Origin of the sequence: Stutzerimonas stutzeri (assembly GCF_024448935.1) — a bacterium.
GTDB lineage: Bacteria > Pseudomonadota > Gammaproteobacteria > Pseudomonadales > Pseudomonadaceae > Stutzerimonas > Stutzerimonas stutzeri_AO.
On the sequence record NZ_JAMOIE010000001.1, the window covers coordinates 90,738 to 112,078 of the forward strand.

Genomic DNA, 21,341 nt, shown 5'->3' on the forward strand with positions numbered 1-21,341 from the left:
CGGGGGTGTGGCGCGTGCGCCAAGCGAAGCCGAGCGTACATCGTTGTTTTGTCTGGCCTTGAATGCAAAACCCCCGGCGTTGGCCGGGGGTTTTGGTTTTACTCGTCGAGGAAGGAGCGCAGGTGCTCGCTTCTCGTCGGGTGGCGCAGCTTGCGCAGCGCCTTGGCTTCGATCTGGCGGATCCGCTCGCGGGTGACATCGAACTGTTTGCCGACTTCCTCGAGGGTGTGATCGGTGTTCATGTCGATGCCGAAGCGCATGCGCAATACCTTGGCTTCCCGTGCGGTGAGGCCGGAGAGGACTTCGCGGGTGGCTTCCTTGAGGCTCTCCACGGTCGCCACGTCGATCGGCGATTGCATGGCGGAGTCTTCGATGAAGTCGCCCAGATGCGAGTCTTCGTCGTCACCGATCGGGGTTTCCATGGAGATCGGCTCTTTGGCGATCTTCAGCACCTTGCGGATCTTGTCCTCGGGCATTTCCATGCGCTCGCCAAGCTCTTCAGGCGTGGGCTCGCGGCCCATTTCCTGCAGCATCTGACGGGAGATGCGGTTGAGCTTGTTGATCGTCTCGATCATGTGCACCGGGATACGGATGGTCCGCGCCTGGTCGGCGATGGAACGGGTGATCGCCTGGCGGATCCACCAGGTGGCGTAGGTCGAGAATTTGTAGCCGCGGCGGTATTCGAATTTGTCCACCGCTTTCATCAGGCCGATGTTGCCTTCCTGAATCAGGTCGAGGAACTGCAGGCCGCGGTTGGTGTACTTCTTGGCGATGGAGATCACCAGGCGCAGGTTGGCCTCGACCATCTCCTTCTTGGCCCGGCGAGCCTTGGCTTCACCGATGGATATGCGACGGTTGATGTCCTTGATGTCGGCGATCGCCAGTATGCATTCTTCTTCCAGCGCGAGCAGCTGCTGCTGGCAGCGTTGGATGTCTTCCTTGCGTGCGGCAATGGCTTCGGCGTACTTGCTCTTGCCGTTGGCCAGTCTGTCCGCCCAGTCAAGGTCTGTTTCGTTGTTAGGAAACTGACGCAGGAATTCGGCGCGAGGCATACATGCATCACGCACGCAAATCTGCATGATGGCGCGTTCTTGGGCGCGGACCTGGCTCAAAGCATTGCGTACGCGATCGACCAGCGCATCGTATTGCTTGGGGATGAGCTTGATCGGCATGAACAGCGTGGCGAGTGCCTGCAGGGCATCGGTCGCCTGCTGGCTACCGCGGCCATGCTTCTTCAAGGCCTTCTTGGCGATGTCCAGTTGCTCGGCAACGGCGCCGAAGCGAACGCGAGCAACTTCCGGATCCGGACCGCCATCGCCTTCTTCTTCTTCGCTGTCGGAATCGTCTTCGTTCTCGTCGTCCTTGCCGTCACCGGCCGGCTTTGCAGCTGCCTGCGGAGCGGCGGGCTCGACTTCCTGCTGCGGGCCGGCCGCGCCGTCATCGTCAGGGTCGATATAGCCGCTGAGAATGTCGGAGAGACGTCCACCTTCGGTGGTGACGCGATCGTAATCGGCGAGGATGCTGTCGACGGTACCCGGGAAATGGGCAATGGCACTCATCACCTCACGAATGCCTTCCTCGATGCGTTTGGCGATTTCAATCTCGCCTTCGCGGGTCAGCAGTTCGACGGTGCCCATTTCGCGCATGTACATGCGCACGGGATCGGTGGTGCGGCCAATGTCGGTTTCGACAGCGGCAAGTGCCGCCGCGGCCTCTTCGGCTGCGGCTTCATCGGTATCGGCTTCGGCCAGCAACAGGGCATCGGCATCCGGGGCAACCTCGAATACATTGATACCCATGTCGTTGATCATGCGAATGATGTCTTCCACCTGTTCCGGATCGGAAATATCCTCCGGTAGGTGGTCATTGACCTCGGCGTAAGTCAGGTAACCCTGCTCACGGCCACGCTGGATCAATTCTTTGAGACGGGACTGCTGTTGCGCTTTTCCGGACATATAACCCTATCCACTGACGGTTCTGGCGGGCTGAAAACAAGCTGAGCATTATAGCCGAGCAGGGACCTCACGCGCCAGTTGAGGTCGATTTAGGGCGCCTCTAAAAACTATCTGCGATGGCAATGCTGCGTTAAAAACAGGCTCGGACTGCTCATTTAGACCGCTAAACTCCGCGTCCCCGCCTGTTTTTTCCTTTGTCTTGCCTATCTCGCCTACGTTTTTAGAGGAGCCCTATAGCGGGTGTTGAGTTGCGATTTAGCAGGCTGCGCAGCTGCTCTTTCTCCTCTGCGCCGAGTTCGCCCTGGCGAGCTTTGCGCAGCAGCGTTTCAAGGCTGCGCTCTCGTTGTCTGGCAGCAAGGCTTGTTATGGTGTCGAAAAACTGTTGTTCAAGGTTGTCGGCCGAGATTAGCCATTCTTTCTCGGCAAGTGCGCGCAAAAGGCGCCCTTGGTCGGTTCCATGCCAGCGTGCGATCAATTGCAGGCTGCGCAGTTTGGGGTTCTTTTGCAGCGTTCCCAGCAGGGCGACAAGCAGTTGGGCGTAGGTGTCGTCTTCCGCAGCAAAGTGGCTGGCATCTTCGACCTTCTGCGCAAGCTCAGGATGATGCAGAAGCGTCCGCAGTGTGGTCAGGGCCGGTGGTTCTACTGAAGCGGGCGTTCTCGGTGCGCGTGGCTTTTTGAAGTCTGGACGCTGGCCGGGCTTTTTCCAGTCTTTTTTCCACTCTTTCTTGTCGCCGGTCTTCGGCTGGGTGGCGGCCGGCGGTGCGTAGTGGTCGCCTTCGTCGTGGCCCGTCGCGGTGTCGTAATACACGCTGTCGTCATATTCCAGCGCGGGGCTCGGCGATGCTGAGCTCATCTGCTGCAGCGCTTCGCCGTGCAGGCCGGTGATTTCCCCGAGGCGCTGGCGCATCAATGCGCGCAGGTTGTTGCCGGGGATTTTTTCGATGAGCGGTGCTGCAAGAGTCGCCAGGTGGGCCTTGCCTTCCAGTGAGCGTGGGTCTGCTTCTTCACTAAGCTGCTGGAAGAAGTAATCGGCCAACGGTTGCGCCTGTTGCTGGATTCGGGCCCTGAAGGCATCGGTACCTTCGCTGCGCACCAGGCTGTCCGGATCTTCGCCTTCCGGCAGGAACAGAAAACGTGCGCGGCGACCATCCTGCAGGTTTGGCAGCGCCGATTCCAGAGCGCGCCAGGCAGCCTTGCGACCGGCTGCGTCGCCATCGAAACAGAACAGCACGCTGGGCACGATACGAAACAGGCGCTTGAGGTGTTCGTCACTGGTCGCTGTGCCCAGTGTTGCTACAGCATTGCGCAGCCCTTGCTGGGCCAGTGCAATGACGTCCATGTAGCCTTCAACGACCATGATTTCATCCAGGTCGCGGTTGGCCTTGCGTGCCTCGTAGAGCCCGTAAAGTTCCTGGCCTTTATGAAAGACAGGTGTTTCCGGCGAATTCAAGTATTTAGGCTTGTCATCGCCCAGCACGCGTCCACCGAAAGCAATGACGCGCCCGCGGCTGTCACGGATCGGAAACATTACCCGATCGCGGAAGCGGTCGTAGCTCCGGCCGGTTTCAACGTTTTCGATTAACAGTCCGGCGTCGATCATGGCCTTCTGCTGAAGGGCATCGCCGCCCAGGTGCTTCATCAGGTTGTCCCAGCCGGGCGGGGCGAAGCCGAGCCCGAAATCCCGGGCAATAATGCCGGACAGACCTCGGCCTTTCAGGTATTCCACTGCAGCCTTGCGCGCCGGGTGCCCCTTGAGAGACTGCCGGTAGTACTCGGCGGCGGATTCGAGCAGGGGGTACAGCGGCGAGTCCACGGGCTGGCGTGGCCTGCGTCCCGGGCCGCTTTCTTCGCGCGGCACGTCCATGCCGGCGCGCTTGGCCAGCTCTTCGACAGCCTGGGGGAAGTCCAGGCTGTCGTGATCCATGATGAAGCCGAGCGCGTTGCCGCCAGCGCCGCAGCCGAAGCAGTAGTAGAACTGCTTGTCCGGGCTGACGCTGAATGAGGGGGTCTTTTCCTTGTGGAACGGGCAGCAGGCGGTGTAGTTCTTGCCCGCTTTTTTCAGTTGGATGCGCGAACTCACCACCTCGACGATGTCGGAGCGGTTGAGCAGGTCATCAATGAATGATTGCGGGATCAAGCCGGCCATAGGGTATGAGAATACGCTCGCGGTGTTCAGGCCGGAATGAAAAAACTCCGACCATTCGCCAGCTGGCGAAGCGGAGTCTATTTCAATGCAAAGCCCGGCAGTGGCCGGGCTTGATGCGGCGTCAGCAGTACTGGCTCAGTACAGGCGAACGCTGCGGCGCTGTTCGCGCTGCACTTTCTTGGCGTGACGCTTGACTGCGGCAGCAGCTTTGCGCTTGCGCTCAGCAGTAGGCTTTTCATAGAACTCACGGCTGCGGACTTCGGCCAGAACACCGGCCTTTTCGCAAGAACGCTTGAAGCGACGCAGAGCTACGTCGAATGGTTCGTTCTCTTTAACTTTAACGTTGGGCATCCAGGACGTACCTTCACTTGTTTACCGGTTACAACGCGCGTCGGCAACTATCGCGAGCACGCTGGTTTTAAGGGTTGCGGATGTTAACGCCTTGCCGCGTGGAATGCAAAGCCCCTTATCGAAAAGCGCTGGTCGGTCGCTGGCCCCGGCGATTAATATGCGCGGCTTCATTCGCTCCTTAGGAAAGGTCGTGCCCATGCTGGTGCTGGGGCTGGAAACTTCATGTGACGAGACCGGTGTTGCACTGTATGACAGCGAGCGCGGCCTGTTGGCCGACGCGCTGTTCAGTCAGATCGACCTGCACCGCGTGTATGGCGGGGTGGTGCCGGAGCTGGCCTCGCGTGATCACGTCAAGCGGATGTTGCCGCTGATCCGTCAGGTGCTCGAAGAGGCCGGGCGCGAATCCAGCCAGATCGACGCGGTGGCGTATACGGCCGGCCCCGGCCTGGTGGGCGCGCTACTGGTTGGCGCCTCTTGCGCACAGGCGATGGCGCTTGCCTGGGGTGTGCCGGCAATCGGTGTGCACCATATGGAAGGACATCTGCTGGCGCCGATGCTCGAAGAGCAACCGCCGGCGTTTCCCTTCGTCGCGTTACTGGTTTCCGGTGGGCATACCCAATTGGTTCGGGTCGATGGCATTGGACGCTATGAGCTGCTGGGCGAGTCGGTGGACGATGCCGCTGGCGAGGCTTTCGACAAGACCGCCAAGCTGATGGGGCTGCGCTATCCGGGCGGTCCGGAAATCGCAGCGCTTGCCGAGCGCGGCACGCCGGGTCGGTTCACTTTCCCCCGGCCAATGACCGATCGGCCCGGGCTGGATTTCAGTTTCAGCGGCCTCAAGACAGCCACGCTGACGACTTGGCAGCAACGTCAGAGCGCCGGCGACGACGGTGAGCAGACCCGCTGCGATATCGCCTTGGCTTTTCAGCAGGCCGTGGTCGATACGCTGACCATCAAATGCCGGCGTGCGCTGAAGCAGACGGGGCTGCACAGCCTGGTCATTGCCGGAGGCGTGAGCGCCAACACTTCGCTGCGCCAGAGTCTTGAAGCGATGCTTGCTGAGCTGAAGGGGCGGGTGTTCTATGCTCGGCCCCGTTTCTGCACCGACAACGGGGCGATGATCGCCTATGCCGGCTGCCAGCGTTTGCTTGCTGGTCAGCAGGAAGGCCCCGAGATTTCGGTACAGGCACGCTGGCCGATGGAGTCGTTGCCGGCAGTTTGAATGTGAGCTGTCTAGAAATGCCGCTCTTTGCCTGCGGACAGGTCGCGCAAGTTGTTTCGGTGACGCCAGACGATAAGTACGGCCAGCGATGTCATAGGCCGGAGCGCCTCAGGCTGCATCCAGGCGAGCAGAGGCAGGCAGAGTGGCATTGCGGCCAGCGCAGCCAAGGAGCTGGTGCGCGACAGTTTGAACACAACCAGCCAGATAGCCAGAGCTAGCAAGGCGGTTGGTGGGTGCAGGCCAAGCAGGGCGCCGGCAGCGGTGGCTACGCCTTTGCCGCCACGGAAGCGGAAATACACGGGATATGCGTGCCCCAGCACCGCTGCGAGGCCGATCCAGGCCTGTTGCTCGATGGTCAGGCCTAGCGCTGCGGCGAGCAGCACGGGCAGCAAACCCTTGAGCAGGTCACCGAACAGGGTGCTGATGGCCAGTCCTCTGCCGGCCAGTCGCAGCATGTTGGTGGCGCCGGGATTGCCGGAACCGCCGGCGCGTGGATCGGGTGCGCCGGTCAGGCGACTGAGTAGAATGGCGAACGAAAGCGAGCCGGTCAGATAGGCGAGCAGTGCTAATTGCCAGAACATGGCAGTCATCCGGGGCAAGGAGCTCCTGAGTCTAACGGGCAGTCATGAAATTGTCGTGCCGAGGGAGAACGTTGCGTGGATACAGTGTTCATCGAAGGGCTGGAAGTGGCTACGCTGATCGGCGCCTATGATTGGGAACGCGGCATTCGACAATGCTTGCGGCTGGATCTGACCCTCGGCTGGGACATCCGTCCCGCCGCCCAGAACGACGAACTGGATAAAGCGTTGGACTATGCCGAAGTGATTGTCGCCATCGATCGTTTCGCTCAAGCGTCACGCTTCGAGCTGGTGGAAACCTTTGCTGAACGCCTGGCTGCTGCCCTGATGAGTGAGTTCGGCATTCCCTGGTTGCGGCTACGGGTGACCAAGCCGGGCGTCAACCCGCGCGCCAAGGCGTTGGGTGTGGAGATCGAACGCGGATGCCACTGACTCGCGTACTGCTGGGGCTCGGCAGCAATAATCGCCGTGAACGGAATCTGATTGCCGGTCTCGATGCGCTGGAAAAGCTGCTCGGGGACATGCGCTGTTCACCCGTGTTTGAAAGCCTTGCAGTGGGCTACACGGGTGACCATTTCTACAACCTTGTGGTCTCCGGTAGCACCGAGTTGCCCTTGATGGAGCTGGACCGACGGCTCAAGTTCATCGAAGCGGACAACGGTCGCTACGCGCCGGACCGCAAAGGTCTGCCACTGGATATCGATGTGTTGTTGTATGGCGATCTGCAGGGCAATTTTCATGGCTTGCAACTGCCGCGGCCGGAGACGCTGAAAAACGCTTTCGTGCTCTGGCCACTGGCCTTGCTGGCACCGGACATGATGCATCCCGAGGCCGGGCGCTGCTTCGCTGAATTGTGGCGGGAATCGGCCATCGAGCAGCAGCTTTGGCCCGTGCGTTTCCAGTGGAAGGGCGAGGAGTTGACGCCAGCGTCGTTGGTGTCTGCCGCGCACCCGCGCTGACTTCGCCTTGTGACGAGCGCGGGTTCCTCGCGCTGCAGCACGGCAAGCGCTGATCAGCTGGCGTTGCCTTGATGGAGGCGTTGGTACTGGCGGACAGCCTCCAGTCGTTCGCGTTTGAGTGCTTCGCCCAGCTCCGCGCCCTTGTAACCCTGTTCAATGAGCGGTTTCACCTGTACCGCGCGGACATGCTCGACGGCTCCGCGCAGGTATTCGGCCTGCGGATAGGCGTGCCCCTGGTGACCGCTCTGCGCGTCCATAGCGCAGCAGACGACGAACTGCTCGAAGCGTTCCGGGCGGCGGTAGATGTCGAAATGCTGCAGCAACTCGAACAACGTCTGCGCCGGCAGTGACATGGCCTGATGGCCGAGCGAGTGGAATTCGCCGACCAGTCTGGCCAGTTCCTGGCAGTCCCGCGGCACCTTGTAACGCGCGCTGACGATGTCGATTGGCGATGTTCTGGTCGTTTCCGTACGCGGCGCATCGAGGTCAGCTGTCTGCCCCAGCGGCATCAGCAGACAGGCCCAGCGCACTGTTAGGGGCTGAGCATGAGCGGCGCATCTGTGTAGCACCTCCAGCGTGTGCTTGCCGGGCCGGGTACCATCCTTGAGCTGTAACGTCTCGTCGAACAGCCGGTCGATTTCCGGAAACAGCTCCTTCAAGGCGCCGCAGTCGCGTAAGACCTGTATGAACACGTCAGGGCGAGGCTCCATCAGCGCGCGGGCGATTTCCTTCCAGCTGCGTTCCGGTGTCAACGCCAGCAGCTCACCTGATTCGGCGAGCTGACGCATCAGCGCCTGGGTTTCGGGCGCCACGCTAAAGCCGAGTTCGGCATAACGCGCGGCAAAGCGCGCCACGCGCAACACCCTTAAAGGATCTTCGGCGAAGGCGGGGGATACGTGCCTGAGCTGGCGGGCGGCGAGGTCGGCCTGGCCGCCGTAGGGATCGATCAGCTGGCCCTGCTCATCCTCGGCCATGGCGTTGATGGTCAGGTCGCGGCGGATCAGGTCTTCTTCGAGGGTCACTTCGGGGCTGGCATAGAAGGTGAACCCGCCGTAACCGCGACCGCTCTTGCGCTCGGTGCGGGCCAGTGCGTATTCCTCACCCGTGACCGGATGGAGGAACACCGGGAAATCTGCGCCCACCGGGCGAAAACCCTTGGCCTGCATCTCTTCGGCACTGGCGCCGACGACCACCCAGTCCACCTCGGTCACAGGGCGCCCCAGCAACCGGTCACGTACCGCTCCGCCGACTTTATAGATTCGCATGCAGTCCTCCATTGCGGCGGAGGATAAACCAATGCCCCGATGCAGCAAGCTGCGACTGCTCTCGGGGATTCGATCTGAAGTGATGTGTACCCGTCAGATGGGCGGCAGCGCCAGGTGCATAGCGGGGTACTTGGCCTCGACATCCGCCTCGACTCTCGGTGGCATGTGGTGCGTGGCGATCAGCTTGTCATCCTGCATCGATTGCAGGTGCACGTCGAACCCCCAGAGCCGATGCAGGTGCTTGAGGACCTCATCGGTGGAGCCGCCCAAGGGTTTGCGGTCGTGCTGCTGGTGGCGCAGGGTCAGCGAGCGATCACCGCGGCGATCGACGCTCCAGACCTGCACATTGGGTTCGCGGTTACCGAGGTTGTATTGGGCTGCAAGCAGTTCGCGGATGGCGTGATAGCCGTTTTCATCATGGATGGCAGGGACCAGCAGTTCATCCTTGCGGTCGTCGTCGAGGATGCTGAACAGCTTGAGGTCGCGGATGACCTTGGGTGAAAGGAACTGCAGGATGAAACTCTCGTCCTTGAAGTTGTTCATCGCGAACTTGACCGTGGTGAGCCAGTCGCTGCCGGCGATATCGGGGAACCAGTGTTTGTCTTCCTCGGTGGGGTGCTCGCAAATCCGGCGGATGTCCTGGTACATCGCAAAGCCCAGGGTGTAGGGATTGATGCCGCTGTAGTACGGGCTGTCGAAGCCGGGCTGGTAAATGACGCTGGTGTGTGACTGGAGAAACTCCATCATGAAGCCATCGGTTACCAGGCCTTCGTCGTAGAGGTCGTTGAGCAGCGTGTAGTGCCAGAAGGTCGCCCAGCCTTCGTTCATGACCTGCGTCTGGCGTTGCGGATAGAAATACTGTGCGATCTTGCGCACGATTCTCACCACTTCACGCTGCCAGGGCTCCAGCAGCGGCGCATGCTTCTCGATGAAGTAAAGGATGTTCTCCTGTGGTTCAGCGGGGAAGCGCTGGTCGCGCTGACGCGCGTCTTCCTTTTCGCCGAAATTGGGAATGGTCCGCCACAGATCATTGATCTGCTTCTGCAGATGCTCTTCGCGGTCTTTCTGCCGCCGCCGTTCCTCCTCGGCGGAAATCGGGTAGGGACGCTTGTAGCGGTCGACGCCGTAGTTCATCAGGGCGTGGCAGGAATCGAGCAGGTCCTCCACCGCGTCGATGCCGTGGCGCTCCTCGCACTGCATGATGTACTGCTTGGCAAACACCAGGTAATCGATGATGGAGCTGGCGTCGGTCCAGGTGCGGAACAGGTAGTTGCCTTTGAAAAAGCTGTTGTGCCCATAGCTCGCGTGGGCGATCACCAGCGCCTGCATGGTGATGGTGTTCTCTTCCATCAGGTAAGCAATGCAGGGGTCGGAATTGATCACGATCTCGTAGGCCAGGCCCATCTGTCCGCGCGTATAGGATTTCTCCGTGCTGAGAAAATGCTTGCCGTAGGACCAGTGGTGGTAGCCCAGCGGCATGCCTACCGAGGCATAGGCATCCATCATCTGCTCGGCGGTGATGACCTCGATCTGGTTGGGGTAGGTGTCCAGCGCATAGCGCTCGGCGATGCGGCCGATCTCGCGGTCGTAGGCGCGGATCAGGTCGAAGGTCCATTCCGAGCCGGTGGAAATGGGCTGTCGTTTCATGCTGCGTACCTCAGCTAGCCATGCGCCGCTGGAAGAGCTCGCGGAACACCGGATAAATGTCTCCCGCAGTCACCAGCTGCTGCTGGGCGAACGAGTCGCCGAAGGCCTCGGCCACCTGGTTGTATTCGTACCACAGTGCCTGGTGTTCGCGAGGGGTGATTTCGACGTAGGAAAAATACTGGACGAACGGCATGATCTGGTTGATCAGAATGTCCCGGCAAACCGGAGAGTCGTCGTTCCAGTTGTCGCCGTCCGAGGCCTGTGCCGCATAGATGTTCCACTCGTTGGCCGGATACCGCTCGGCCATGATCTCCTGCATCATTTTCAGGGCACTGGAGACGATGGTGCCGCCCGTTTCGCGCGAGTAGAAGAACTCTTCTTCGTCGACTTCCTTGGCGCTGGTGTGATGGCGGATGAACACCACCTCGATCTTGTCGTAGTTCCGCTTGAGGAACAGGTACAGCAGGATGAAGAAGCGCTTGGCGATGTCCTTGGTGGCCTGAGTCATCGACCCGGACACGTCCATCAGGCAGAACATCACGGCCTTGGAGCTGGGATTGGGGTGCTTGACCAGCAGGTTGTACTTGAGGTCGAAGGTATCGAGAAAAGGCACCCGGTGAATGCGCGCGCTGAGCCGTTCGATTTCCTCTTCGGCGGCCTGGATGTCGGTGAAGTTGGCGGGTTCCTCCAGCTTCAGGCGTGCCAGTTCAGCCTTGACCTCGCGCAGTTTGGCGCGGCTGCTGCCCGACAGGGCGATGCGCCGCGCATGGGCCGAGCGCAACGTGCGAACGATATTGATACGAGACGGATTGCCCTCGTTGCTGATTCCGGCGCGGACCGTCTTGAAGGTGTCAGTGCCGCTCAGGTGGCGTTTGACCAGGTTGGGCAATTCCAGATCCTCGAACATGAAATCGAGGAATTCTTCCTGGGTGATCTGGAACACGAAATCGTCCATGCCTTCGCCGCTGTTGCTGGCCTGGCCAGCCCCTTGGCCGCCGCCACCGCCTTGTGGGCGAGGAATGCGCTCACCGGCAACGAACTCCTTGTTGCCGGGATGCACGATGGTCTGCCGGCCGCCGCGACCGTGATGCAGGATCGGCTCATCGGTGTCCCGGCCGGGAATACTGATCTGTTCGCCGTGCTCCATATCGGTAATGGAGCGGCGTCCAACGGCCTCCTCCACGGCTTTCTTGATGTGTCCCCGGTATCGCTGCAAGAAGCGCTGGCGATTGACGGTGCTCTTGTTTTTGCCGTTCAGACGGCGATCGATCACGTAACTCATACGAGCCCTCCGGGCTGAGGCTGGAGGCTGAAGGCTGGACGAGCGAGCCGCTTTCCCGTCCAGCCTACGGCCAATAGCCTTGAGCGGCTTTTGGGGTTACTGCGATTTACGGACCCGCAGATACCATTCCGAGAGCAGGCGAACCTGCTTCTCGGTGTAGCCGCGCTCGACCATGCGCACGACGAAGTCGTTGTGCTTCTTCTGATCTTCCTTGCTGGCCTTGGCGTTGAAGCTGATGACCGGAAGCAGGTCCTCGGTGTTGGAGAACATCTTCTTCTCGATCACCACCCGCAGCTTCTCGTAGCTGAGCCAGGACGGGTTCTTGCCGTTGTTGCTGGCGCGGGCACGCAGCACGAAGTTGACGATCTCGTTGCGGAAGTCCTTGGGGTTGCTGATGCCGGCTGGTTTCTCGATTTTTTCCAGCTCTTCGTTGAGCGCCATGCGGTTGAGAATCTCACCGGTTTCCGGATCCCGGTATTCCTGGTCCTGAATCCAGAAGTCCGCATAGAGCACGTAGCGGTCGAAGATGTTCTGGCCATACTCGCTGTAGGACTCGAGGTAAGCGGTCTGGATTTCCTTGCCGATGAACTCGACGTAGCGCGGCGCCAGGTACTCCTTGATGAAGCGCAGATACCGCTCGCGTACCTCGGCTGGGAATTGCTCCTGCTCGATCTGCTGTTCCAGTACGTACAACAGATGCACCGGATTGGCGGCGATCTCGTGCGGATCGAAGTTGAACACCTTCGACAGGATCTTGAAGGCGAAGCGGGTGGAGAGCCCGTTCATGCCTTCGTCGACGCCGGCCGTATCGCGGTACTCCTGGATCGACTTGGCCTTGGGGTCAGTGTCCTTGAGGTTCTCGCCATCATAGACCCGCATCTTTGAATAGATGTTGGAGTTTTCCGGCTCCTTCAGGCGGCTCAGCACCGAGAACTGCGCCAGCATCTTCAGCGTGTCAGGCGCGCAATGAGCTTTCGACAACGAGCTATTGACCAACAATTTGTCGTAGATCTTGATTTCATCGGTCACACGCAGGCAGTACGGCACCTTGACGATGTAGATGCGGTCGATGAAGGCTTCGTTGTTCTTGTTGTTGCGGAAGGTGTGCCATTCCGACTCGTTGGAATGAGCCAGCAAAATGCCGTTATACGGAATCGCGCCAAGGCCCTCGGTGCTGTTGTAGTTGCCTTCCTGAGTGGCGGTCAGCAGCGGGTGCAGCACCTTGATCGGTGCCTTGAACATCTCGACGAACTCCATCATGCCCTGGTTGGCGCGGCACAGCGCGCCTGAGTAGCTGTAGGCGTCGGCGTCGTTCTGCGGAAATTCTTCAAGCTTGCGGATATCGACCTTGCCCACCAGCGCCGAGATGTCCTGGTTGTTCTCATCGCCCGGCTCGGTCTTGGCCACCGCGATCTGATTGAGGATCGAGGGATAGAGCTTGACCACGCGGAACTGGCTGATATCACCGCCGAACTCCTGCAGGCGCTTGGTGGCCCAGGGCGACATGATCGAGCTGAGGTAGCGACGGGGGATGCCGTAATCCTCTTCGAGGATCTGCGCATCTTCAGCCGGGTTGAACAGCCCCAGGGGCGACTCGAACACTGGCGAGCCCTTGATCGCATAGAAGGGTACTCGCTCCATCAGTTGCTTGAGCTTCTCGGCGAGCGATGACTTGCCGCCGCCCACCGGGCCCAGCAAATAGAGGATCTGTTTCTTTTCCTCCAGGCCCTGCGCGGCGTGGCGGAAATAGGACACGATCTGATCGATACAATCTTCCATCCCGTGGAAGTCTTCAAAGGCGGGGTACCGGCGGATGACTTTGTTGGAAAAAATCCGCGAAAGCCTCGAGTCGGCGGACGTGTCGATCAGTTCGGGCTCGCCAATTGCCATCAACAGGCGCTCGGCGGCAGTTGCATAAGTACCCCGGTCTTCCTTGCACAGGTCGAGATATTCCTGAAGCGAATATTCTTCCTGGCGGGTTGCTTCGAATCGTTGCTGGAAATGGCTGAAAATGCTCATGACTTCACCTCGGACGATGCTCGGAGCCGGTGTTGTCATCAGGCATTCAGGTGCGGCCGACTGGTCGGCCTTGGAGTCCCCCCGAACACCTAATGGTCGAAACTGAGGCCCGGTAGCCGCTGCACGGCTTCTACCTGTTTGGATGGCCTGAACTGAAGGATAGTTCGGATTCGGCAAGTTCAAGTATAGAGAAGTGTTATTGCCGCTGCGTTTCGTCGGAAGCGAGGCTCAAAGCCGCATTAGCTGCGGCCTGGGGTGGAGTGAGTTTTTAGGCGCGATCGCCTTGTTCAGTCTCTTGCGGGAACGCCTGTCGCCAAAGCTCGAAGCCGCCGTCAAGGCTGTAGACCTCTGAAAAACCCTGGCCTACCAGATAGGCGGCTGCGCTCTGGCTGGAGTTGCCGTGGTAACAGACGACTATCAGCGGTTGGTCGAGATCCGCGGTTGCAATGAAGTCTGGCAAGGATTGATTGTCCAGATGTGTCGAGCCGGTGACGTGGCCATTGGCGAAGCTGTTCGGGTCGCGGATGTCGACGATCACGCCGCCTTCTCGGCGCAGCGACTGCGCCTGCTCGGGTGAAATACGTTTGAACTCGGTCATGGCTTGGCCTCACAGTCGCAACTGTACAGTTCGTTGCTGTCCACATTCATCAGTGTCATGGAATTGCCCCATACGCAGCCGGTGTCCAGCGCGTATACGTTCGGCTCGTCGCAGTTGCCTTCCAGCGCGGCCCAGTGGCCGAAAATGATCTTTTTGCCGCGGGTTTTGCGAGTGGGATGGCTGAACCAGGGCGCGAACCCGGCGGGTGCTGAGTCGAGGCCTTCTTTGGCTTCGAGGTCTAGGGTGCCGTCAGCTTTGCAGAAGCGCATGCGGGTGAAATAGTTGGTGATCAGCCGCAACCTCGGGATGCCGTGCAGCCCCTTGCTCCACTTGGCCGGCTGGTTACCGTACATGCCGTCGAGGAAGGGTTGCAGCATGGCGTCATCGCGAAGCGCCTGCTCGACCTCGGCCGCACGGCGCAGGGATTTGCTCAGTGTCCATTGCGGGGGAATGCCGGCATGGACCATGGTGGCCTGGCGTTCGGCATCGTGGTGGATCAATTTCTGCTGACGCAGCCAGAAGATCAGGTCGGCTCGGTCGGGTGCATCGAGAATTGGCTGGAGCGTGTCGGACTTCTTCAGCCGCTCGACCTTGTGGGTGACGGCCAGCAGGTGCAGGTCATGATTACCCAGAACGGTGACACCCGAACTGCCCAGGTCGCGCGCGAAGCGCAATGCTTCGAGCGATTGTGGGCCGCGGTTGACCAGGTCGCCCACCAGCCACAGGCAGTCGCGTGACGGGCTGAAGTCGACTTGCTTGAGAAGACAGAGCAAGGGTTCGAGGCAGCCTTGCAGGTCGCCGACAGCATAGGTAGTCAATGCAGGGCTCCAGGTACGGCCAGCCGAAACGGCTCGATCATGGCATCGAAGCGGTGCCCGTCCTCGGCGAGCATTTGATAACTGCCCTGCATCGTGCCGACGCGTGAGGCCATCAGCGTGGCGCTGGTGTAGACATGGCGATGGCCGGGGGCTAGTACCGGCTGTTCACCCACCACGCCTTCGCCGCGCACTTCCTGAACCTGACCGTCCCCGTCGGTGATGATCCAGTGGCGTGACAGCAACTGCGCAGTGAGCTGGCCCTTGTTTTCGATGGTTACGGTGTAGGCAAAGGCAAAACGGTTTTGTTCTGGCTGTGACTGGTCGGTGAGGTAGGCCGGGCGGACATTGACGTCGATCCGGTAGCGGAGGTCTTCAGGCATGGTGTGCTCCTTCGCGCAGGTCGCTTTCAGCCGCGGGCAAATAATTGATCCGATAGTCTTACGAACGCGGCGAGGTCCAGCTGTTCCGGGCGCAGGCTTCCATCGACGTCGGCGGCGGCGATGGCATCTGCGTCCAGCAGCCCCTTGAGGGTGTTGCGCAGCGTCTTGCGGCGCTGACTGAAGGCCTGGCGAACCACGGTCTCCAACTGCCGGTGATCGCGCGCAGGATGCGGCAACACCTCGTGCGGGACCAGGCGCACGATGGCCGAGTCGACTTTTGGCGCCGGGTTGAACGCGCCAGGTCCCACGTTGAACAGATGTTCGACGCGGCAGTGGTACTGCACCATGATCGACAGCCGCCCCCAGTCGCCACCACCTGGCGCCGCGGCGAGGCGCTCGACCACTTCCTTCTGCAACATAAAGTGCATGTCGCGGATCAGGCTGGCGTAATCGAGCAGGTGAAAGATCAGCGGCGTGGAGATGTTGTACGGCAGGTTGCCAACGATGCGCAGGCTGTTTGGCTCCGAGCTTAACTGGGCGAAGTCGAATTTCAGCGCGTCGCCCTGGTTCAGGGCGAAGTTTTCGCGGTCGACGAATTTCTGTTGCAGGATCGGAATCAGGTCCAGGTCCAGCTCGACCACGTCTAGGTGCGCGCCGCTGTCGAGCAGGCCCTCGGTCAGTGCGCCCTGGCCCGGACCGATCTCGACGATCCGCTCGCCCGGCTTGGCGTGGATGGAGCGCAGGATGCGATGGATCACGCCCGCGTCGTGAAGGAAATTCTGGCCGAAACGCTTGCGCGCACGGTGTTGGTAGTCGGACATGAAGGCAGCTCCCAGCTTCAAGCCGCAAGCATCAAGCAAGAGCGTAAAGCGAAAATGCAAAGACGCGAAGCTTAACAGGTGCGCCTGGAGTCGGCATCCTCTCGGCTTGCGGCACTAGTTCGAGCTGCCAGCCATCTGATACGCCGTTTCCAGCGCGACTTGCAGGCTGCCGGTGTCGATTCGGCCAGTGCCTGCAAGGTCCAGGGCGGTGCCGTGGTCGACCGAGGTGCGGACGATCGGCAGTCCCAGCGTGACGTTGACGGCTGCGCCAAAGCCCTTGTACTTGAGCACCGGCAGGCCCTGATCGTGGTACATCGCCAGTACCGCGTCGCAGTGTTCCAGGTGTTTGGGCGTGAACACTGTGTCCGCCGGTAGCGGGCCGATCAGGTCGAGCCCGTCGCGTCGCAGGGTCTCCAGCGCTGGCTCGATGATTTCGATTTCTTCACGGCCCAGATGTCCGCCCTCGCCAGCATGGGGGTTGAGCCCGCAGATCAGAATCCGGGGATGGGCAATGCCGAATCGTGTTACCAGGTCGTTGTGCAGTATGCGCGTCACACGCTGCAGCCGCTCGGCGGTGATGGCGGTGGCGACGTCCTTGAGAGGGAGATGCGTGGTCACCAGTGCGACCCGCAGACCGCCGGTGGCGAGCATCATGACGACCTGTTCGGTCCCGGTCAGCTCTGCGAGGAACTCGGTGTGTCCAGAGAATGGAATGCCCGCCTCGTTGATGACCCCCTTGTGTACCGGCGCGGTGATCATCCCGGCGAAACTGCCATCAAGGCATCCGTTACCCGCACGTGTCAGCGTCGCCAGGACATAGTCGGCGTTCGCCGGGTTGAGCTGGCCGCTTATGGCGGGCGCAGCGAGTGGCGTGTCCCAGATATACAGGCTGTTGGCGGGCGCCGGCTGGTTCGGCCAGCTGCCCGGGGCAACGTCGATCAGGCTGATGTCCAGTCCAAGCTCAACTGCACGGGTGCGTAGCAGCTCGGCACTGGCGATGGCGACCAATGCGTGAGGGTGGCTATCGCGTGCGAGCAGCAAACAGAGGTCGGGACCGATACCGGCGGGCTCGCCGGGGGTGACGGCGAATGGGCGGGAAGCAATCATGGCAACCTCATGCAAAAAAGCGGCAACCCTCAAGCTGCAAGTGACAAGCAAGGGCGACGAACGATGCAAAAGCTCGACAGCCTTTCGGCGCCAGCCACCACGCTGAACAAGCTTGCAGCTTGCAGCTTGCAGCTTGCAGCTCAGATCCTGATTTCGACGTAGGCTTCGTCGCGAATCTGGCGTAGCCAGTTTTGCAGCTCTTCCTCGTACTTACGGTTGCGTAGCAAAGACAGGGCCTGTTGCTCGCGGAACTCTTCGCTGGCATCCGTGGCGCGGCGCCCGAGCACTTCCAGGATGTGCCAGCCATACGGCGTTTTGAAGGGTTCGGACAGCTGTCCACTGGCCGTATTGGCCATGACTTCACGGAACTCCGGAACCAGCGAGCCGGGGTCGATCCAGTTGAGATCACCGCCGTTCAGTGCCGAGCCAGGGTCCTCGGAAAAATTCTTCGCCAGATCGGCAAAGCGCTCGCCGGCCTGAATGCGGTCATGCAGTCGCTGGATCAGGCGTCGACTTTCTTCTTCGCTGCGGATTTGACTCGGCTTGATCAGAATGTGGCGAACATGGACCTCGTCACGTACCTGAGTATCGCCGCCCCGCTTGTCGAGCACTTTTAGCAGGATGAAGCCCGGCGGGGTACGCACCGGTGGGGTGATGTCGCCGACCGCCATGCTGCTGACTTCGGTATCGAATGGCGGTGGCAGCTGGGCGGCCTTGCGCCAGCCCATATCGCCGCCTTCCAGTGCGTTTTCACTGGCCGAGCGTGAGACGGCCATTTTTGCGAAGTCGGCGCCTTGCTGAAGTTGCTGATAGATGTCCATCGCGGCTTTTTCAGCGGCCTGGATCGTCGCCGAATCAGCCGACTCCGGCACCGGGATCAGGATATTGGCCAGCCGGTATTCTTCGGATAGCTGCAACTTGCCGAGGTCTGAAGCCAGGAAGTTTTCCACCTCTTGGTTCGATACCTGAATACGCTCTGCAATCCGGCGCTGGCGCACCCGGCTGATGACCATTTCGCGGCGAATCTGCTCACGAGCGGTGTCGAGGCTCAGGCCGTCGCGCTCAAGGGCCGCGCGGAACTGGTCCAGGGTCATGTTGTTGCGCTGGGCGATGGTGCTCATCGCCTGGTTCAGCTCTTCATCGGAAATACGGATGCCCGAACGTTCGCCGATCTGCAACTGCAGATTTTCGCTGATCAGCCGTTCCAGCACCTGTTGTTGCATGACGTCCGCGGGCGGCATTTCCGCGCCGCGTTTCTCGATGGTCTGCTGTACTTCGCGGGCCCGTTGGTCCAGCTGGCTTTGCATGATCACGTCATTGTCCACGATCGCGACGATACGGTCGAGCTGTCGAACCTCGGCCGCCGCGGACAGGGCAGCAGTCGCGCTGCCCAGCAATAGGGCGCCCGCCAGCAGGGGGCGCAGGCAATCAGAAAGCTTGATCTTCACGTTCACGGTAACCTTGTATGCCTTCGTCGAGGAATGTCTCGGTCGAGCTGCCGAAGACGCCGCCGAGTCCCTTGAGGACGATTTGCAGAAAGATGCCGTTGTCCGGCTCGTCGTTCTGCGATGGGTTGAGACTGGTTTCGTCGTAGTCGATCCAGTAGCGATTGATCAGGCGCAGCTTCCAGCAGCAACTGTCGTACTCGAAGCCACCAAAGGCCTCCAGTGTCCGATTGCGACTGTAGTCGTGCTGCCAGCGTGCGATCACGCTCCACTGCGGCAGGATTGGCCAGATGGTGGAGATGTCGTGCTGGTTGATCTTGTAGTAATCCTCGATGTACTCAGGCGAACCCGGCGTGCCGTAGTCGCCGCCATAGGTCCACTGCCCGGTGGCCTGGTCGAACCGCACGGTGTCGTTGCGATAGCGATAGCCGAAGTTGACGATCTTCCGCGGATTGTCAGCTGGCTGATAGTGGAACATGGCGCTGCCTGACTGCGTTTGGCCCTGATCCGGGTCCCAATTGAACGTCGAGGTGAAGCGCCAGTCGCGGTTGTAGTGATACAGGTACTCAAGGGCATATGGCGATACGCCGGAGGTTGTGCCTGGGCGATTTTCGAGGCCCGGCAACTGCACTTCGCGGTCGCGGAAGTAGATGATCTGACCAACGCTCAAGCGCTGACGCTCCAGCCCGCTCGGATCGATCCAGCGACTGGTCACGCCCAGCGAGAGCTGGTTGGCATCGCCTATACGGTCCCTGCCGGAGAAGCGGTTGTCACGCCACAGCGAGGAGTAGCCGAAGGTGTTTTCACCGGTATCGAACACCGGAATGTCATCCTGGTCTTCTTCCGGTACGTACAGGTAGAACATCCGCGGTTCGAGGGTCTGACGGTAGCTCTTGCCGAACCACTGGGTATCGCGGTCGAAGTACAGGCCGCTGTCGACGCTCAAGATCGGTACGCTGCGGTCAGGCGAGTCGCTGAAGTCGCTCACCTGGCGGCGGCCGGTATTGTCCAGCGTCAGGTCGTACTTGGTGTACGCGTATTTAATCGACGGCCGGACGAAGCCCCAGCTCCAATCGAGCGGCAGGCTGACGCCCGGCTCAAGGTGGAGACGCTCGCCTTCCGCGCGCGTCAGGCCACTCAAGCGATCGTCATACCAACGTTCAGGATTGCCATCTTCGTTGATAAAGTTGCCGCTGCGCAGGCTGCGCTGGAAGCTGACGAACTCGGTGTCGTAAGCGAACCGCAATCCACCCGGCTGAAACGGTAATGCGCCGTTCAATGTCAGCTGCGGCAGGCGCTCGTAGGGTGTGATATCGGCAACGGTTGCGCGCTCGTAAGCCTGTACGTTCAACTGGGCCGTGTAGGACGGTGCGCGGTAAGTCAGGGTGCCCCGCTGGTCCAGATGATCCGGCTGATCGATGTCCAGCTGGGTGTCCAGGTCCTGGAAATAATAGGGATCGCTGATGTCGGTGTAGTCGACTTCCGCCAGCCATCGTGTGTCCAGGCCGGTACGGTGTTGCCAGCTGTACATCCAGCGCTGATCCTCATACTCGGACTGCAGCTTGCGGTCGTCGCTGCTGTCATCCAGGTAGGCGGCGCCGAACTGGCCTTCGCTGCGGCGGGTCAGGTAACGGAACTCACCTTCCATCAGCAGGCCGCGATCGGTCATGTAGTTCGGGTAGAGCGTGGCGTCGAAATTCGGCGCCAGGTTGAAATAATACGGGGTGACCAATGACAGCCCGGTATCGCTGGAGCTGCTGATGCTGGGCGTGAGGAAGCCGGACTGGCGACGATCATCGATCGGGAAGGAGATATAGGGCGTGTAAAACACCGGCACGCCCTCGACCCGAAGCGTGACGTTGGTTGCCGAGCCAAAGCCGGTGGCCGGGTTGAGGGTGACGTTGTTGCCTTGCAGGTACCAGTCGTTATCGCCCGGCTCGCAACGGGTATAGGTCCCGTCCTTGAGGCGGATGATCGCGTCCTCGGCACGCTTGGCATACAGCGCACTGCCGCGGACCTTACCTTCATGAACCACATATTCGGCGTTTTCGATCTGCGCTTCACCTGTGTCGAGGAGCAGTTCAGCGCGGTCACCGACCATCAGTGCGCCGCCGTCGCGCAGCCGGACATTGCCTTTCAGCTCGCCGCGGTTCTCCAGCTGGTACAGGCTCGCCTCGTCTGCTTCGGCCTGGATGCTGCCCCGGCGAAGTACCACGTCGCCGGCCAGTGTGGCGATTTCCTGCTGTTGCTCGTAACGGGTCGCTTTGGCCGATACGTAGGTCGGTGCCTCGCTCATCGGCGTGTCGTCGAACTGACCGGGGCGGTTTGGTTCAACATAGCTACCGGCACAGTACGGACCTGTCTCGGCCAGCTGTGCATTGGTCAGCCGATCGCGCGGCACCCAGTCCAGATGGCTGTAATCGGCACTGCGCGAGGCCAGTGCGCGGCCCTTGCTTTCGGTGACCAGTTTGGTAGTGGCCGCCTGGCGCTCGGCCTTGCTGGCGCTGGGCTTGGCGCTAGTGGTCTCGCCAGTAGACGTGCCACGATGAGTCGGACGCGGTGGCAGGGCCGGGCTGGCGGCATCCGCTGCGCAATTCCAACCCCCGTCGGCGCCTGGTTGGCAGGCAAACTGTTCGGCTGCGATAACCATGGGCGTCGCTACAGGTTGCAGTGCGAGCAAACCGCCGGTTACCAATAGAGGGAATGTGTTACGAAGAGCGGGATTTTTGACTGCCATCTTGTTTTTTG

At 60.7% G+C, this 21,341-nt stretch carries 18 protein-coding genes; 3 read left to right on the forward strand and 15 right to left on the reverse strand.

The genetic code is table 11. The features are described 5' to 3' along the window. Positions 1-98: 98 nt before the first annotated feature. From rpoD to rpsU, 3 genes are all read right to left on the reverse strand, one after another. The gene (gene rpoD / locus NA637_RS00400; RefSeq protein WP_256070395.1) at positions 99-1,955 is read right to left on the reverse strand and encodes an RNA polymerase sigma factor RpoD; all 1,857 of its coding nucleotides are present in this window, start codon (positions 1,953-1,955) and stop codon (positions 99-101) included. A 220-nt stretch (positions 1,956-2,175) separates the two neighbouring features. Next, positions 2,176-4,101, reverse strand: coding sequence for a DNA primase (dnaG, locus tag NA637_RS00405; protein WP_256070396.1), 1,926 nt, complete (start codon positions 4,099-4,101; stop codon positions 2,176-2,178). A 135-nt stretch (positions 4,102-4,236) separates the two neighbouring features. Beyond that, complete coding sequence (gene rpsU, locus NA637_RS00410) at positions 4,237-4,452, reverse strand: 30S ribosomal protein S21 (RefSeq protein WP_003283508.1); 216 nt, start codon at positions 4,450-4,452, stop codon at positions 4,237-4,239. 196 nt (positions 4,453-4,648) lie between these two features. Here rpsU and tsaD point away from each other — a divergent pair, with 196 nt between their 5' ends. Continuing rightward, on the forward strand, positions 4,649-5,674 hold the full coding sequence (gene tsaD, locus NA637_RS00415; protein WP_256070452.1) for a tRNA (adenosine(37)-N6)-threonylcarbamoyltransferase complex transferase subunit TsaD: 1,026 nt from the start codon (positions 4,649-4,651) through the stop codon (positions 5,672-5,674). Between the two features lie 11 nt (positions 5,675-5,685). Here tsaD and plsY read toward each other — a convergent pair whose 3' ends face one another. After that, positions 5,686-6,255 (reverse strand): glycerol-3-phosphate 1-O-acyltransferase PlsY, encoded by a 570-nt coding sequence (plsY, locus tag NA637_RS00420; RefSeq protein WP_256070397.1) that lies wholly within the window; start codon positions 6,253-6,255, stop codon positions 5,686-5,688. 75 nt (positions 6,256-6,330) lie between these two features. On the opposite strand from plsY, the gene folB reads away from it, so the two are divergent. After that, complete coding sequence (gene folB / locus NA637_RS00425) at positions 6,331-6,684, forward strand: dihydroneopterin aldolase (RefSeq protein WP_256070398.1); 354 nt, start codon at positions 6,331-6,333, stop codon at positions 6,682-6,684. After that, on the forward strand, positions 6,675-7,211 hold the full coding sequence (gene folK / locus NA637_RS00430; RefSeq protein WP_256070399.1) for a 2-amino-4-hydroxy-6-hydroxymethyldihydropteridine diphosphokinase: 537 nt from the start codon (positions 6,675-6,677) through the stop codon (positions 7,209-7,211). Before folB ends, folK begins: the two co-directional genes overlap by 10 nt. 53 nt (positions 7,212-7,264) lie before the next feature. On the opposite strand, the gene NA637_RS00435 is transcribed toward folK, so the two are convergent. From NA637_RS00435 to NA637_RS00485, 11 genes are all read right to left on the reverse strand, one after another. Next, positions 7,265-8,476 (reverse strand): multifunctional CCA addition/repair protein, encoded by a 1,212-nt coding sequence (locus NA637_RS00435; RefSeq protein ID WP_256070401.1) that lies wholly within the window; start codon positions 8,474-8,476, stop codon positions 7,265-7,267. Positions 8,477-8,569: 93 nt separating this feature from the next. Then, entirely contained in the window at positions 8,570-10,123 is a 1,554-nt protein-coding gene (locus NA637_RS00440; RefSeq protein ID WP_256070402.1) for a SpoVR family protein, read from the reverse strand. A 10-nt stretch (positions 10,124-10,133) separates the two neighbouring features. Continuing rightward, positions 10,134-11,405, reverse strand: coding sequence for a YeaH/YhbH family protein (locus NA637_RS00445; RefSeq protein WP_256070404.1), 1,272 nt, complete (start codon positions 11,403-11,405; stop codon positions 10,134-10,136). Positions 11,406-11,501: 96 nt separating this feature from the next. Then, the gene (locus NA637_RS00450) at positions 11,502-13,424 is read right to left on the reverse strand and encodes a PrkA family serine protein kinase (RefSeq protein ID WP_256070405.1); all 1,923 of its coding nucleotides are present in this window, start codon (positions 13,422-13,424) and stop codon (positions 11,502-11,504) included. A 268-nt stretch (positions 13,425-13,692) separates the two neighbouring features. After that, positions 13,693-14,022 (reverse strand): thiosulfate sulfurtransferase GlpE, encoded by a 330-nt coding sequence (gene glpE, locus NA637_RS00455; RefSeq protein WP_256070407.1) that lies wholly within the window; start codon positions 14,020-14,022, stop codon positions 13,693-13,695. Then, on the reverse strand, positions 14,019-14,840 hold the full coding sequence (locus NA637_RS00460; protein ID WP_256070409.1) for a symmetrical bis(5'-nucleosyl)-tetraphosphatase: 822 nt from the start codon (positions 14,838-14,840) through the stop codon (positions 14,019-14,021). The genes glpE and NA637_RS00460 overlap by 4 nt, the downstream gene beginning before the upstream one ends. Continuing rightward, the gene (gene apaG, locus NA637_RS00465; RefSeq protein ID WP_256070410.1) at positions 14,837-15,220 is read right to left on the reverse strand and encodes a Co2+/Mg2+ efflux protein ApaG; all 384 of its coding nucleotides are present in this window, start codon (positions 15,218-15,220) and stop codon (positions 14,837-14,839) included. The genes NA637_RS00460 and apaG overlap by 4 nt, the downstream gene beginning before the upstream one ends. A gap of 26 nt (positions 15,221-15,246) precedes the next feature. After that, a complete protein-coding gene (gene rsmA, locus NA637_RS00470; RefSeq protein ID WP_256070412.1) occupies positions 15,247-16,041 on the reverse strand; it encodes a 16S rRNA (adenine(1518)-N(6)/adenine(1519)-N(6))-dimethyltransferase RsmA in 795 nt (264 codons plus the stop codon). A 114-nt stretch (positions 16,042-16,155) separates the two neighbouring features. Further along, positions 16,156-17,148, reverse strand: a complete 993-nt coding sequence (pdxA, locus tag NA637_RS00475; protein WP_256070413.1) for a 4-hydroxythreonine-4-phosphate dehydrogenase PdxA — start codon at positions 17,146-17,148, stop codon at positions 16,156-16,158. Positions 17,149-17,288: 140 nt separating this feature from the next. Beyond that, a complete protein-coding gene (locus tag NA637_RS00480) occupies positions 17,289-18,596 on the reverse strand; it encodes a peptidylprolyl isomerase (protein ID WP_256070415.1) in 1,308 nt (435 codons plus the stop codon). Then, positions 18,577-21,330: an LPS-assembly protein LptD gene (locus tag NA637_RS00485; RefSeq protein WP_256070417.1), complete on the reverse strand. Its 2,754-nt coding sequence runs from the start codon at positions 21,328-21,330 to the stop codon at positions 18,577-18,579. Before NA637_RS00485 ends, NA637_RS00480 begins: the two co-directional genes overlap by 20 nt. Positions 21,331-21,341 lie beyond the last annotated feature (11 nt).

Coding starts and splice junctions, on each gene's coding strand:
- NA637_RS00435 (WP_256070401.1), bottom strand. CDS start 8,476: ATGCGAATCTATAAAGTCGGCGGAGCGGTACGTGACCGGTTGCTGGGG.
- rsmA (WP_256070412.1), bottom strand. CDS start 16,041: ATGTCCGACTACCAACACCGTGCGCGCAAGCGTTTCGGCCAGAATTTC.
- rpsU (WP_003283508.1), bottom strand. CDS start 4,452: ATGCCCAACGTTAAAGTTAAAGAGAACGAACCATTCGACGTAGCTCTG.
- pdxA (WP_256070413.1), bottom strand. CDS start 17,148: ATGATTGCTTCCCGCCCATTCGCCGTCACCCCCGGCGAGCCCGCCGGT.
- NA637_RS00485 (WP_256070417.1), bottom strand. CDS start 21,330: ATGGCAGTCAAAAATCCCGCTCTTCGTAACACATTCCCTCTATTGGTA.
- tsaD (WP_256070452.1), top strand. CDS start 4,649: ATGCTGGTGCTGGGGCTGGAAACTTCATGTGACGAGACCGGTGTTGCA.
- NA637_RS00450 (WP_256070405.1), bottom strand. CDS start 13,424: ATGAGCATTTTCAGCCATTTCCAGCAACGATTCGAAGCAACCCGCCAG.
- NA637_RS00440 (WP_256070402.1), bottom strand. CDS start 10,123: ATGAAACGACAGCCCATTTCCACCGGCTCGGAATGGACCTTCGACCTG.
- apaG (WP_256070410.1), bottom strand. CDS start 15,220: ATGCCTGAAGACCTCCGCTACCGGATCGACGTCAATGTCCGCCCGGCC.
- NA637_RS00445 (WP_256070404.1), bottom strand. CDS start 11,405: ATGAGTTACGTGATCGATCGCCGTCTGAACGGCAAAAACAAGAGCACC.
- glpE (WP_256070407.1), bottom strand. CDS start 14,022: ATGACCGAGTTCAAACGTATTTCACCCGAGCAGGCGCAGTCGCTGCGC.
- rpoD (WP_256070395.1), bottom strand. CDS start 1,955: ATGTCCGGAAAAGCGCAACAGCAGTCCCGTCTCAAAGAATTGATCCAG.
- dnaG (WP_256070396.1), bottom strand. CDS start 4,101: ATGGCCGGCTTGATCCCGCAATCATTCATTGATGACCTGCTCAACCGC.
- folK (WP_256070399.1), top strand. CDS start 6,675: ATGCCACTGACTCGCGTACTGCTGGGGCTCGGCAGCAATAATCGCCGT.
- plsY (WP_256070397.1), bottom strand. CDS start 6,255: ATGTTCTGGCAATTAGCACTGCTCGCCTATCTGACCGGCTCGCTTTCG.